This window comes from Aliiroseovarius sp. F20344 (assembly GCF_023016155.1).
Lineage (GTDB): Bacteria > Pseudomonadota > Alphaproteobacteria > Rhodobacterales > Rhodobacteraceae > Aliiroseovarius.
Genome location: NZ_JALKBG010000002.1, coordinates 63888 through 77281 on the forward strand (window position 1 = coordinate 63888; position 13394 = coordinate 77281).

Below are 13394 nucleotides of genomic sequence, written 5' to 3' on the forward strand. Positions count from 1 at the left end.
CCTCACATCTGGGGCGGGTCGCTCACGCGTCGACCGGACAGTTAACGCGCGTATCACAGCCAAAACCACACAAGTCAACGACAAATGATGGCAAATCGTCGGGAAAGCCCTTTCGCGCATGATGATTCTGATCTACAGAACCCCCCGTCTTTGGGTGGTTCAAAGACGAATTGAAAATAGGAGGCCGTAATGGGCTATAAAGTCGCCGTCGTAGGCGCCACGGGCAACGTGGGCCGCGAAATGCTGAACATCCTGGCAGAACGCCAGTTTCCTGTAGACGAGATTGCTGCGCTTGCATCGCGCCGTTCGCTCGGTACTGAAGTCAGCTTTGGTGACAAGACCCTGACCACCCAGGATCTGGACACCTTCGACTTCACCGGCTGGGACATGGCGCTGTTCGCTGTGGGTTCGGAAGCAACCAAGCAATACGCGCCGAAAGCCGCTGCGGCTGGGTGTGTGGTGATCGATAACTCGTCGCTCTACCGTTACGACCCCGACATCCCGCTGATCGTGCCCGAGGTGAACCCTCAGGCGATCCACGATTACGCGAAGAAGAACATAATCGCGAACCCCAACTGCTCGACCGCGCAGATGGTGGTGGCGTTGAAGCCTTTGCATGACCGCGCCAAGATCAAGCGCGTTGTCGTGTCGACCTATCAGTCGGTATCGGGCTCGGGCAAAGACGCGATTGACGAGCTGTGGAACCAGACCAAAGGCATGTACGTGCCGGGTCAGGAAGTGGAACCAAAAGTCTACCCCAAGCAGATCGCCTTCAACGTGATCCCGCATATCGATGTGTTCATGGATAGCGGCGACACCAAAGAAGAATGGAAGATGATCGCCGAGACGAAAAAGATCGTCGATCCGTCGATCAAGGTAACTGCGACCTGTGTGCGCGTGCCGGTCTTCGTAGGCCACTCGGAATCGGTGAACATCGAAACCGAAGAATTCCTGGACGAGGACGAAGCCCGCGACATCCTGCGTCAGGCTCCTGGTCTGCTGGTCGTCGATAAACGCGAAGACGGCGGCTATGTCACCCCGGTCGAATGCGTTGGCGACTTTGCGACCTTCATCAGCCGCATCCGTCAGGACGTGACAGTCGAGAACGGCCTGAATCTGTGGTGCGTTTCAGACAACCTGCGCAAAGGCGCCGCCCTGAACGCCGTCCAGATCGCCGAGCTTCTGGGCCGTGAGGTTCTTAAGAAGGGCTGATTAGTCCGCATAAAGTTTCGGAAAAGCCCTGCCATTTGGTAGGGCTTTTTTATGTGGCACCGTATATTCGAAGCACATTTTGCAAGTTGTTGCAGTAGGCGCGAATGGCGGCTCAGGGCGCGATCTTGGCGAACATGCGGAAGATCGCCAAAGATAATCCCGACATATTTGGTTCATAAACAAGAGGACCAACTCATGAAGCAAACAACATGCATATTCCACAGCGTGCTCGTCGCCGCCGGACTTTTCGGGTCCGCTGCCATCGCGGACGAAAAGATGAACACTGCACAAATTAGCGCGCTGATCACTGGCAATACCCTTTATGTCGACATGCCAGCCGGAGCACCCGGTGCGCCTGTTGGTGGTACTGCTCCAATTTTCTTTGAATCAGACGGATCCGCTTCGGCTCTGCTTCCTGCCGGACTAAAGCTTTTTGGGGCTTGGAGGCTTGAGGATGGATCTTATTGCGTCGACTGGGACAACGGTCCCAAAAACAGCTGCACACAGATAGTACGAGGGGCTGTTGGTTTTATTGTCACGGATGCCTCCCGCGACGAGCCCCGCGGCGTGATCACACGGATCGCCACCGGCAATGCTGAAAATCTGTAAGGAACTCCTGACATGAAATTGATTACCGTCGAAGCAGCCTTTTCCCCCACCGATCTTGATGCCGCAATCGCCATGTTCTCTGTACAGGCAGACACCGTCCGAGAAATGGCAGGTTGTGCGCATTATGCAATCTTCCGGCGCCCTTCAAACGATGGCGTTGCGATCGTTCAGCAGTGGGAATCGATTGTACAGTTCGATGACTATCGCGCAAGCGAGACATTCGCCACACTTGGTGCCGGTCTACGACCATTGATGACAAAGCCGCCAGTGACCATCGTAGCCGAGGTCGATACAGTCTAAGTATGACGACGGATCACCCAACGGCATATTGCTTCTTTCAAGATCTTATGCCGCGTCCCACTTTGGACGCGGCCTTTGAGCGCGACTACTTGCTATACGCCCTCAGTGGTGCTTTGCGCGTGTCAGTTGCTGGCAATTGTTGGTTGCTGCCTCCGTCTTTTGCGGCATGGGTGCCTGCAAATACCTTGCTCAGAATTAACATCGAAAAACCTGTTACAACCTGCTCGGTCCTAACAACTCCGGGATTTTGCACACGGTTTCCGACAACGCCGGTCGTGTTTCAGATGTCGCCAATGGCACGGCAAATGATCCAGTATTGTAAGGATTGGGGGGCCGACACACCTCTGACGCCACAGGCAGAGCAATTTTTCCAGACATTGCTGAATGTTTGTTCAGATCTTGTGGCAAAATCTATTGACGTTCGGCGCCCCACTTCGACAGATCCAACGCTCCGGCAGGCGATCGACATCACCGAGGCGCATCTTGCCGACGCGATCACCGCAGGGCAGGTCGCGCGAAAAATCAACATGTCGGAACGCAGCATGCAAAGGCGCTTTCACAAAGATGTCGGCATGACTTGGTCGGAAACGCTTACCCAATTGCGAATGATTCACGCCGCCGCACTTCTGGCCGAGGACCGTTCGTCAATCATCCAAATTGCCGGAGACGTGGGCTTTAGCTCGCTCAGCGCCTTCAATCGCGCCTTCCGCAAATTTGCCGCCACCACGCCCACTGAATTTCGCAATGCGTTGCTCGGCTAGACCTGACACGCATTAGGTATCGCGGCGCGCTTTCATTGCCGCGACCATTCCGCGTCCGCGGCGAAGGGCGGTGCCGCCTGCGCCAAGGGTGATGACCCACAGGGCGAGTGTCAGCGTGGGCACACCAGCAATCACAGGTACAAAGATCGACAGCACGGCTGCAACCGTTGCCAATGCCATCCGGTGCTGTTTGGCCATTGGTCCGCCGAAGTCTGGTTCCAGCCCTTGGGCAGCGCCCGCCTCGCGCGTGTAGGCGGTCAGAACGGCCATCGTGGCAGCCGCCCAGCCCAACGCTGGGCTGCCCGCACCCAAGCCCATCCCGACAAGGATCAGGATATCTGCGTAACGGTCAGGCGCCTCGTTCCAAAAGGGGCCATCCGCTTCGGCCTTGCCACCTTCGACCGCGACCATCCCGTCAAAGAGATTGCATAGCAGTCGCCCCTGCACGCCCAGCGCAGCGAGGATCAGCCACACCACCCCCGTTCCACCCGACAGCCAGAACGCCCCACCTGCAATCAGAGCAAACAGCACCGACGCTTTGCTGATTTGATTGGGCGTAACACTCTTTGTGACCAGCCAGCTTGCGGCGCGTTTGGCCCAGTTGCGGTCTCGGCTGGCGATGGGACGACGTTGCATGGAAACCTCCTAGGCCACGGACCAGAAATAGCGGGTCAGGTGGAAGAAAATCGGGGCCGAAAAGACGACGCTGTCCAGCCGGTCAATAAACCCGCCATGCCCCGCGATCAGATGCCCCCAATCCTTGACGCCCTTGTCGCGCTTGATGGCCGACATGACGAGGCCTCCGAAGAAGCCCATCAGGGTGATGACCAGCGCCATGCCCGCGGCTTCAAGTGGGGAGAACGGCGTCAACCACCACAGCCCCGCACCAACCAGACAGGCCGAGGCAACACCGCCCACGAAGCCCTCCCATGTCTTGGACGGAGACAGGCGCGGTGCGATCTTGTGTTTGCCCATTAGCTTGCCCCAGACGTATTGCAACACGTCCGACAGCTGCACCACGACGACAAGGAAGGCGACCAAAAGTACATTCTTGCCCTCGTATCCGGGGATATTCAGCGACAAAAGCGCAGGCACATGGCTGGCAGCGAAGACGCAAATCATCAGGCCCCACTGCGTTTCGGCCACTCGTGTTAGGTATCCGTCTGTATCCCCGTGCACAGCCACCACAATCGGCAGCAGCAAGAAGGCGTAAACCGGAATGAAGATGGCATACATTCCGTACCAGTTACTCCAAACCAGCAGATACTGGATGGGCAGGATCACGAAGAAGCTGATCACTAACGCCCAGTGATCGGCGCGGCGCTTCGCGGTCAGGGTTAGAAATTCGCGCAACCCGGCAAAACTGAGTAAAGCAAACAGGATCACCACGCCCGCCTTGCCGCCCAGCATGGCCAGTGCCAAAAGCGCAACCATGCCCCACCACGCGTTGATCCGTGCGATCAGGTTCTCGATCACATCATTTTCGGCACCCAGCTTCAGTTTCAGAAACTGCGCGACCACCGTGGCCACGATCAGGATCGCCAGCACGGCCATCATCAAGGTTGAAAACTCTGAAGGAGCACTCATTCCGCGACCTCTTTCGCCAGATCGGCCAAGGCAGTTTGTGCGCGGGCCAGAAATTCTTTCTTGTCTTCACCGTCTTTGATGGTCAGAGACGTGCCAAAGGTGACAGAGCACAATAGCGGAACCGGGATTACTTTGCCCTTCGGCATGACCGAGGTCAGGTTGTCGATCCAAGTGGGAACCAGCTCAACATCAGGACGGGCTTTGGCCAGGTGAAAAAGGCCGGGCTTGAAGGGCAGCAGCAGATCTTCGGTCACGTTGCGCGTACCTTCTGGAAACAGGATCAGACTGGATCCACCATCCAAAGCTTCGACCATCTGGGCCACAGGATCTTCTGTTCGGGTTGCAGTGTTGCGGTCAATCAGCACCGCATTGAACACGTCGCGCCCGATGAACGCTTTCAGCTTCGAGGTCAGCCAATAATCTGACCCCGCAACGGGCCGCGTTCGCGACCTGAGTGCAGGCGGCAGCACCGTCCAGATCAGAACAAAGTCGCCATTTGAACCATGATTGGCGAAATAGACGCGCTTTTTCGCAACGGGATCAGCCCCGGCCCATACACCGCGCACCGCAGTGACAAGACGCGCGAACAGCACGATTGCATTGGCCGTGACTTGCGCAAAAAGCCACCTTAGAAAACTTGGTTTTCTGATAGTCAAACTGGCACAAACTCACCAGATTCGTGGTCAAAGAACTCCAACCCACCTTCGCCGATGTCTGTCCAAAGACCGTGCAGCGATAGCTCTTCTGCTTCGACGGCATCACGCACGAATGGGAAAGTCATCAGGTTTTCCAGCGAGACAAGAACACCTTCCTTCTCTAAGGCCGAATCCTCGATTTCTGCATCGTTCCCACCAAGACGTTCGTAGCCCGGCTTCAAAATATCGATCCAGCGGCCGACGAACGAGGTGTTCTCCGCAAGCTCTGGCGCATTCCCAAGGCATTTCTCATGAAAGCCTTTCACACCTCCACATTTAGAATGACCCAACACGATAAGGTGGGACACTTTAAGCGCGGTGACGGCATATTCTACCGCCGCGGATGTGCCATGGTAATCACCATCTGGAGCAAATGGCGGGACAAGGTTCGCGATGTTACGGTGCAAGAAAATCTCACCCTGATCCGCGCCAAACATTTGTGTCACATGAACGCGGCTGTCACAGCACGAAATAATCATTGCACGCGGGCGCTGACCTTCATCTGCCAGTCGGCGATACCACGCCTTGTTTTCTGAAAACGTCGTGGCATTCCAGCCATGATAACGTTGCACAAGATATGCGGGAAGGGGGCGGGCATTGTTCATGGACGTCTCCTGTAAATCGTTCACAAGGTTTTACGCCGCAATTGCAAGAAATTCGAGCAAATTTTGCATTATCGATATACGATTTCTTGAGATGCAGGCGCCATTCTGCCCACGAGGGACGAATGACAACCGGGGTGCTGCAATGACTGAGTTTACGAAACTTACCCATATGGAAGAAATACAGTTGGATCGGGACCAGCTTCACACGCTTTACGTCCGGTTTGGGCCTGTGCAGGCGGATCGCGACCTGAACAAATCGCTTGAGGATTTGGCGCTTTGGCTGGCCCGTCTTCAGAAAGCGCGCAAACTGGGGAAACACGACGATCTGCGTTCTGGCGCAGATGAGCTGAAACAGATTGCGCGACGGCTTGGCATGACAACTTTGGCGCGCGTGGCCCGCGACGTCGGTGAATTATGCCAGACACATGATGGCGTAGCACTGTCTGCCGCGATGGCCCGCCTGACCCGCGTGGGGGAACGCAGCCTGATCGCGGTTTGGGATTTGCAGGATATGTCGCTTTAAGGGGCATGGGACAGAACAGGGATTGCCCCCACGTTTAAGGGCGCTACTCTGCAGGGCAACACGGGACACCAACTGACCGAGGCCCCCATGACCCAGACCTTCGCTGCGAATTCCAAACACGCGATCCCCCTTCACCTGATTGAAAAGGGCGAACAGCAGGCCTTGAAGCAGTTGCCGGAACAGGTCCAAAGCTGGGCCGATGCCAACGGATTTGACGGGGCCCTTGGCCAATGCCTGATTGTCCCCAACGCTTCGGGTGGAATCGAGTTGGCGCTGGCCGGGCTTGGAACCGCAAACACACGCGCGCGCAAACGTTTTGGTGCGGTCGCGGCGCGGGCCAAGCTTCCTGAAGGCGTCTATCGGCTGGAAAGCGATCATTCGGACATGATCACGCAGGAATTCGCCTTGGGCTGGCTACTGGAAGGGTATCGTTTTGACCGCTATGCGAAGCAATCCGCCCCCAAGGCTCAACTTGTTGCGCCCAAAGGTGTTGATGCGTCACGAATTGAGGCTATCGCAGCCGGGGAAACCACAACACGAGATCTGATCAACACCCCGGCCGAGGATATGGGGCCGGATGAGTTGGAAAAAGCTGTTCGTGACTTGGCGGGTCGTTTTGATGCGAAGGTCAAATCAACCACAGGCGAGGTTCTGTTGGAGGACAACTTGCCCATGATCCATACCGTAGGGCGCGCCGCCTCGCGCGCACCGCGACTGATCGACTTGCACTGGGGCGATGAAGGCCCGTCACTGACCTTGGTTGGCAAAGGCGTGTGTTTCGACACGGGTGGGTTGAACCTGAAGCCCGGCGCCTCAATGGGTTTGATGAAAAAGGACATGGGCGGGGCTGCCACGGTGCTGGGGTTGGCGCAGATGATCATGGCGCTTGGCTTGAAACTGCGACTGCGTGTACTCATTCCAGCCGTCGAGAACTCTGTTGCGGGCAATGCGTTTCGGCCTGGCGACATCCTAACTTCGCGCAAAGGCCTAACGGTCGAGATCAACAATACCGACGCCGAGGGCCGCCTGGTCCTGGCAGATGCGCTTGCCTTGGCGGATGAGGACAAGCCAGACCTTATCGTTTCCATGGCCACGCTAACCGGGGCCGCGCGGGTGGCCGTCGGGCCGGATCTGTCGCCGTTTTACGCGACGAGCACAACAGATGCAGATGCCTTGCGCAAAGGCGCGCGGACCAGCGCTGACCCGGTATGGGAGATGCCTTTTTGGGACCCATATGAGGCGATGATCGAACCCGGCATTGCAGATCTGGATAATGCGCCGAAAGGTGGGTTTGCAGGATCGATCACAGCCGCCCTGTTCCTGAAACGCTTTGTGACGGATACGCCGCGCTACATGCATTTTGACATTTACGGTTGGAACCCCACTGCCGCGCCGGGACGCCCGAAAGGCGGCGTCGGGATGGGCGCACGCGCGCTTTTGGACGCATTACCTGATATGTTGGACCTATGATGGATCGCCGCCTTACCCCCGCCAACGAAAATGTCGCGCATGAAAGCCTGCGCGGTAAAGTGAACGCCCAACGATTTACCGAAGGCACGCTGAAACAAGTCGTGGGTGACAGTTTTCTGCTGGATGCACCCAGCGGGAACCGTGATCGGCAGGTCCTATCAGGAGACCAGTTCAACATTCTCGATGGCGACGATCACATGGTCTTTGGCCAGTCGCTGAAAGACGGTTATGTCGGGTATCTTGAAGCATGGGGGCTTGGTGACCCTCAAACTCTGACCCATCGGGTGACGCATCGCACCACCCACATGTATCCTGAACCGAATTTCAAATCGCCGCACAACAGCGTGTTTCACATGAACAGCCAGGTGCAGGTGGTGGCCACTGAAGGCAAGTGGGCTGAAGTGAAACTGCCCAAAACCCCGATGTCGGCCCCGAAACATGGCTATATCCCGATGCCCCACTTGTGCCCAATTGACGAGTACTCCTCGGATCCGGTTACGATTGCCGAACAGTTTCTGGACACACCTTATGTTTGGGCTGGCAACTCGGGTTTCGGCATCGATTGTTCCGGTCTTGTGCAGGCGGCGCTACTGGCGTGTGGGATCGGCTGTCCTGCAGATAGCGATCTGCAAGAGGCCGCGTTGGGCCAGGAAATCCCTGAGGGCGCACCGCTTCAACGCGGGGATCTGTTATTCTGGAAAGGCCATGTGGCGATGGTGGTGGACGACACGCGGATGATCCACGCTAATGCGCATGATATGTCTGTGGTGTACGAGGACATGGCATCCGCCATTACGCGGATCGAAGCCCAGGGCGATGGCCCGGTCACATCACGAAAGCGTCTGTAAGGGTTACTCGACCGCGCGGATCAGCTTACGCTCTAGTACTCGCAGCACTGTGCGCAGATCGCTGCCGCGTTTCAGAATGCGCCCGTCCATACCAATCACAGAATACTGCCCCTGCTTGCCACGCAGCTTGGGCCGCTTTTCGATTCGGTAGATTGGATGCTCCGCTGTGCGCCGAAAGATCGAAAAAATCGCAACGTCGCTTAGAAAGCTCATTCCGTAGTCGCGCCATTCTCCGGCGGCAACCATTCGGCCATAAAGCCCCATAATCGCGCCAAGCTCGATGCGGTTGAAGGCGACCTGATCGGCCGGTTTCCCTGCCCCTTGAAAGGGCGTCGCTGTTTGCCAGTTCATAACTTCAGAGTGGACCGGCATAGTTAACAAATCAATACCTGCCCTATTTTTGCCGTGAAAACTCCAGCAAGATTTCATGCAGCGACCGTTTTGACGCCCAGTTCTCGGAAGAAAGTTAACCAATAGCGAGCGAAAGCTCATTCCGGTGCCGCATGAACAGCCCCCACCTAGTAGCGGCACCGGAGCTATTCTTTTGTATTCCCAACAGTCAACACTATTGACCAAGCGGTCGGTTTTATGCATCCTGCTACAGAGTGATCTTTGGGGGGGCATATGACGCCGCAGGAAATTGCCGAACGAAGCGCCGAAGCTATGTGGGCAGACGATCCGGCAAGCCAAGCACTTGGGATGCGGATTGACAGTGTCGGACCCGGGCGCGCTGTGCTGTCTATGGTCGTGCGCAAAGATATGGTGAACGGACACGGCACCTGTCATGGCGGGTTTTCCTACGCGCTGGCGGACAGTGCCTTCGCTTTTGCATGTAACAGCTACAATGACCGCGTGGTCGGGCAGCATTGCTCGGTCACCTACCTAAGCCCCGGCAGCTTGGGTGAACGTTTGACGGCGACCGCAGACGAAGTCAGCCGCGCAGGCCGTTCTGGCATCTATGATGTGACGGTCACCGGCGAAGACGGCCGCGTTGTGGTGATCTTCCGCGGCCATTCACGGCAGGTATCCGGCACCCATTTCGACGAACAAGACTGATGACGTGAGGCGGGACTGATCCCCGCCGGAGGAGAGATATGAAAGACCTGACACCCCGCAAGGAAGACCTTGATCCGATTGAAATCGCATCACGGGATGAAATTGCTGCCACTCAGCTGGAACGCATGAAATGGTCACTGAAACACGCCTATGACAACGTGCCTTTCTATAAGAAAAGCTTTGATGACGCGGGTGTGCATCCTGATGATCTGAAAAGCCTTTCGGACCTGGCGAAGTTCCCCTTCACTGTGAAGCAAGATCTGCGTGACAACTATCCTTTCGGTCTGTTCGCAGTGCCCCGCGAGCAGATCGCTCGTATTCACGCAAGCTCGGGCACCACAGGGCAGCCGACCGTCGTAGGCTACACCAAGAATGACCTGAACATGTGGTCGGGCGTCGTTGCGCGCTGCATGCGTGCCTCGGGTCTGCGTCCGGGTGACGTGCTTCACAACGCCTATGGCTACGGTCTGTTTACCGGCGGCTTGGGTGTACATGGCGGCGCTGAAGCAGCCGGTTTGACCGTCGTGCCCGTTTCAGGCGGCATGACCCAGCGCCAGGTGCGTTTGATCGAGGATTTCCGCGCCGACGGCATCACCGTGACGCCCTCTTACGCGCTGTCCATTCTGGACGAATACGCCAAGCAGGGCATGGACCCACGCAAAAGCCCGTTGAAGGTCGGGATCTTCGGTGCCGAGCCGTGGACCAACAACATGCGTCGCGAAATCGAAGAAGCCTTCGACATGCACGCGGTCGACATCTATGGCCTGTCGGAAGTCATTGGACCGGGCGTGGCGAACGAATGCGTTGAAACCAAAGACGGGCTGCACATCTGGGAAGATCACTTCTACCCCGAGATCATCAACCCCGACACGGGCGAAGTGGTCGAGGATGGCGAGCTGGGCGAACTGGTTTTCACTTCGCTGACCAAAGAAGGCTTCCCGATCATCCGTTACCGTACCCGCGACCTGACGCGCCTTCTGCCGGGTACTGCGCGGTCCATGCGTCGAATGGAAAAGATCACCGGGCGTTCTGACGACATGATCATCCTGCGCGGCGTGAATGTCTTCCCAACCCAGATCGAGGAACAGCTGATGGATGTGCCCGCGCTTAGCCCACACTTCCAGATCGAGCTTGTGCGCCCTGGCCGTATGGATGAAATGCATATTCATGTGGAAATGGCCGAAGGTCAGTCGCAGGAAGGCGCCGAAGCCGCGGCCCGTGCGTTGTCGAGCAAGATCAAATCCAACGTCGGTGTCAGCGCCAAAGTGCATGTTGCAGATGGTGGTAAGGTTGCACGAAGCGAGGGTAAGGCTGTAAGGGTCGTCGATAATCGACCGAAGGAGTAACCCATGCCACGTGGGATCGCCCGTGATCATGAAGAAAAACGCGCTGCCATCCGTAAGGGGGCAGCGGCCTATTTCGCGGAACACGGGTTCGACCGGGCATCTATGACGGCCGCCGCCAAGCATTGCGGCGTGTCCAAAGCGCTGATCTATCACTACTACGATAGCAAAGAGGCCTTGCTTTACGACATTCTGGATCACCACCTGTCAGGGTTGGTCGCCGAAGTCGAAGCCGCTCCGGAAACCGATGGGTTGCGCGGCCTCGTCCGGGCAATCTTGGTGGCCTATAAGGGCGCGGATGCAGAGCATAAGCTTCAACTCGACAGCCTGAATGTTCTGGAACCGGAACAACAAGTCCCCTTGTACGAGCTTCAGCGGCGGCTGATCGACATGATGGGGGCAGCGTTACGAAAAGAGGCTCCGGATCGGTTCGAAAACGGTGCCAATCTGCGCGCCGTGACCATGTCGGTCTTTGGTATTCTGAACTGGTACTACATGTGGAACCGACCGGGTAAGGGCCTGAACCGCGAGGATTACGCGGACCTTGTTACCGACCTGATCACTGGCGGCATCCACAATCTGTAAACGCAGGATTGGACGGGATTTCGCCGATCACGATCCTGTCAATTCTCTTTCATGTTGTTTGGTCTAAGCTTGGAGTGAATCAATTCCAGCCCCAAGAGGATGCCAAATGAAATTTGCAAAACAGATTAGCATTGCCGCCACTGCCCTAACCGTTTCAGTTGCCAGCGTCACCGCGCACGCGGATGCAACGAACCCCGCCGTGATCAAGCGTATGGAAGCCATGAAGGCAATCGGTGGATCCATGAAGACACTGTCGGGCATGGCAAAAGGGGAAATGGATTTTGACGCGGCCAAAGCGAATGCCGCCGTCGCGACCATCGCCGAAAAAGGCATGATGGTGCCCGCCCTATTTGAAGCCAACGAGGCCGATCCCGCCACCGAAGCGCTGCCCGCGATTTGGGAGAACTGGGACGATTTCGTGAAGAAAACCGACAACATGGTCATGGCGGCCAAAGGAGTGAGTGAGATCGCGGATCAAGGTGCGATTGGTGCTGCCCTTGGACAGATCGGTGGAACGTGCAAAGCTTGTCACGATGATTACCGCAAGAAAAAGTAATCTCTGAATTTGCGAGAGGCGCAGCTGTCAAAGCGGCGCCTTTCTTGTTTTCTAGCCGCACCAGATGCGGTCAACCAAACCCATCTCATCAATACTGACGTTCAAACGCTCTGGCTGAAAATCCTGCGTATAGGCCATACCTGGTTGAATGAGGCGATGGTTCTCAAGCAGTTTCAGACCCATCAAAGCCACCTGATCTTTGCCCTTCAGATGCATGTAATTACCTGCTCCGCAGCTTTCCTGCGAGACGTCTGTTGTTGGGGGAGTCTCAGCGGACACACATGCGCCCAGCGCGACGGAGATTGGGATAACATATAGATGTTTCATGTGTTTAAACTCCCGCCAATGTCGCCCCAAGACAAGGGCTGGTCGCTGCGTTGTTGAAATATGCGCGGGTTTCGCCCACCCTTGGGCCAACTGAACACTAGGAGGAATCCCATGCGCACGCGAGCCGCCGTTGCCGTAGAGGCCGGAAAACCACTTGAGATTATGGAAGTGAACCTTGAAGGCCCGCGTGCCGGCGAGGTTTTGGTTGAGATCAAGGCCACCGGCCTGTGTCACACCGACGAATTCACCCGTTCTGGCGACGATCCCGAGGGGATCTTCCCGGCCATTCTGGGCCACGAAGGCGCAGGCGTCGTGATTGAAGTGGGCGAAGGTGTGACCTCACTCGAAGTCGGCGATCACGTGATCCCGCTCTACACCCCAGAATGTCGTGAATGCGACTATTGCCTGAACCCGAAAACCAACCTCTGCCAGTCGATCCGGTCAACGCAGGGTGCAGGCTTGCTGCCCGATGGCTCGACCCGTTTCTCGATGCTGGATGGCACGCCGATCCACCACTACATGGGCTGCTCGACCTTCGCCAATCACACCGTGGTGCCCGAGATTGCGCTGGCTAAGGTCCGCAAGGACGCACCGTTTGATAAGATCTGCTACATCGGCTGTGGCGTCACAACCGGCATTGGCGCGGTGATCAACACCGCCAAGGTTGAGATCGGGTCGACCGCTGTGGTCTTCGGTCTGGGCGGCATTGGCCTGAACGTGATCCAGGGCCTGCGGATGGCCGGTGCGGATCAGATCGTGGGTGTGGACCTGAATGACAGCAAAGAAGAAATGGGGCGCCACTTTGGCATGACCGATTTCGTGAACCCCTCGAAGGTGGATGGCGACATGGTGGCCCATCTGGTTGAACTGACGGGCGGTGGCGCGGATTACAGCTTTGATGCGACCGGCAATGTGAA

18 protein-coding genes are annotated in these 13394 nt (G+C 56.8%); 12 read left to right on the top strand and 6 right to left on the bottom strand.

The window, feature by feature from the left end:
• Positions 1-189: 189 nt before the first annotated feature.
• From MWU55_RS00430 to MWU55_RS00445, 4 genes are all read left to right on the top strand, one after another.
• Positions 190-1212 (top strand): aspartate-semialdehyde dehydrogenase, encoded by a 1023-nt coding sequence (locus MWU55_RS00430; RefSeq protein ID WP_246933687.1) that lies wholly within the window; start codon positions 190-192, stop codon positions 1210-1212.
• A 195-nt stretch (positions 1213-1407) separates the two neighbouring features.
• Positions 1408-1821, top strand: a complete 414-nt coding sequence (locus MWU55_RS00435; RefSeq protein WP_246933689.1) for a hypothetical protein — start codon at positions 1408-1410, stop codon at positions 1819-1821.
• A gap of 12 nt (positions 1822-1833) precedes the next feature.
• Complete coding sequence (locus MWU55_RS00440; RefSeq protein ID WP_246933691.1) at positions 1834-2121, top strand: antibiotic biosynthesis monooxygenase; 288 nt, start codon at positions 1834-1836, stop codon at positions 2119-2121.
• Between the two features lie 47 nt (positions 2122-2168).
• Positions 2169-2882: a helix-turn-helix transcriptional regulator gene (locus MWU55_RS00445; protein WP_246933692.1), complete on the top strand. Its 714-nt coding sequence runs from the start codon at positions 2169-2171 to the stop codon at positions 2880-2882.
• A 12-nt stretch (positions 2883-2894) separates the two neighbouring features.
• Here MWU55_RS00445 and MWU55_RS00450 read toward each other — a convergent pair whose 3' ends face one another.
• Genes MWU55_RS00450 through MWU55_RS00465 form a run of 4 tightly spaced genes read right to left on the bottom strand, consistent with a single transcriptional unit; the run spans position 2895 to position 5769 of the window.
• The gene (locus tag MWU55_RS00450; RefSeq protein WP_246933694.1) at positions 2895-3518 is read right to left on the bottom strand and encodes a CDP-alcohol phosphatidyltransferase family protein; all 624 of its coding nucleotides are present in this window, start codon (positions 3516-3518) and stop codon (positions 2895-2897) included.
• 9 nt (positions 3519-3527) lie between these two features.
• The gene (locus tag MWU55_RS00455) at positions 3528-4469 is read right to left on the bottom strand and encodes a phosphatidate cytidylyltransferase (RefSeq protein ID WP_246933696.1); all 942 of its coding nucleotides are present in this window, start codon (positions 4467-4469) and stop codon (positions 3528-3530) included.
• Complete coding sequence (locus tag MWU55_RS00460) at positions 4466-5125, bottom strand: lysophospholipid acyltransferase family protein (RefSeq protein ID WP_246933698.1); 660 nt, start codon at positions 5123-5125, stop codon at positions 4466-4468. Before MWU55_RS00460 ends, MWU55_RS00455 begins: the two co-directional genes overlap by 4 nt.
• Positions 5122-5769, bottom strand: a complete 648-nt coding sequence (locus MWU55_RS00465; RefSeq protein ID WP_246933700.1) for a carbonic anhydrase — start codon at positions 5767-5769, stop codon at positions 5122-5124. The genes MWU55_RS00460 and MWU55_RS00465 overlap by 4 nt, the downstream gene beginning before the upstream one ends.
• A 142-nt stretch (positions 5770-5911) precedes the next feature.
• Between MWU55_RS00465 and MWU55_RS00470 the strand changes: the two genes are divergently transcribed.
• The 3 genes from MWU55_RS00470 (at position 5912) to MWU55_RS00480 (ending at position 8610) form a co-directional block, all read left to right on the top strand.
• On the top strand, positions 5912-6292 hold the full coding sequence (locus tag MWU55_RS00470) for a hypothetical protein (RefSeq protein ID WP_246933702.1): 381 nt from the start codon (positions 5912-5914) through the stop codon (positions 6290-6292).
• Positions 6293-6379: 87 nt separating this feature from the next.
• Positions 6380-7762: a leucyl aminopeptidase family protein gene (locus tag MWU55_RS00475; protein ID WP_246933704.1), complete on the top strand. Its 1383-nt coding sequence runs from the start codon at positions 6380-6382 to the stop codon at positions 7760-7762.
• Positions 7759-8610, top strand: a complete 852-nt coding sequence (locus MWU55_RS00480; protein WP_246933706.1) for a C40 family peptidase — start codon at positions 7759-7761, stop codon at positions 8608-8610. Before MWU55_RS00475 ends, MWU55_RS00480 begins: the two co-directional genes overlap by 4 nt.
• 3 nt (positions 8611-8613) lie before the next feature.
• Here the strand turns inward: MWU55_RS00480 and MWU55_RS00485 are convergent, their stop codons facing one another.
• Positions 8614-8961, bottom strand: coding sequence for a DUF2794 domain-containing protein (locus tag MWU55_RS00485; RefSeq protein WP_246933708.1), 348 nt, complete (start codon positions 8959-8961; stop codon positions 8614-8616).
• A 273-nt stretch (positions 8962-9234) separates the two neighbouring features.
• Here MWU55_RS00485 and paaI point away from each other — a divergent pair, with 273 nt between their 5' ends.
• From paaI to MWU55_RS00505, 4 genes are all read left to right on the top strand, one after another.
• Positions 9235-9666, top strand: coding sequence for a hydroxyphenylacetyl-CoA thioesterase PaaI (gene paaI, locus MWU55_RS00490; RefSeq protein ID WP_246933710.1), 432 nt, complete (start codon positions 9235-9237; stop codon positions 9664-9666).
• Between the two features lie 38 nt (positions 9667-9704).
• On the top strand, positions 9705-11012 hold the full coding sequence (gene paaK / locus MWU55_RS00495) for a phenylacetate--CoA ligase PaaK (RefSeq protein WP_246933712.1): 1308 nt from the start codon (positions 9705-9707) through the stop codon (positions 11010-11012).
• Positions 11013-11015: 3 nt separating this feature from the next.
• Positions 11016-11594 (top strand): TetR/AcrR family transcriptional regulator, encoded by a 579-nt coding sequence (locus tag MWU55_RS00500; protein ID WP_246933714.1) that lies wholly within the window; start codon positions 11016-11018, stop codon positions 11592-11594.
• A gap of 106 nt (positions 11595-11700) precedes the next feature.
• Positions 11701-12150 carry a cytochrome c gene (locus MWU55_RS00505; RefSeq protein WP_246933715.1) on the top strand — a complete coding sequence of 150 codons (450 nt, stop codon included), beginning with the start codon at positions 11701-11703 and terminating at the stop codon, positions 12148-12150.
• Positions 12151-12201: 51 nt separating this feature from the next.
• Here MWU55_RS00505 and MWU55_RS00510 read toward each other — a convergent pair whose 3' ends face one another.
• Positions 12202-12477 carry an I78 family peptidase inhibitor gene (locus tag MWU55_RS00510; protein ID WP_246933717.1) on the bottom strand — a complete coding sequence of 92 codons (276 nt, stop codon included), beginning with the start codon at positions 12475-12477 and terminating at the stop codon, positions 12202-12204.
• 111 nt (positions 12478-12588) lie between these two features.
• Here MWU55_RS00510 and MWU55_RS00515 point away from each other — a divergent pair.
• Positions 12589-13394, top strand: an 806-nt coding sequence (locus tag MWU55_RS00515) for an alcohol dehydrogenase catalytic domain-containing protein (protein ID WP_246933718.1), incomplete at its 3' end; no start/stop codon positions are given.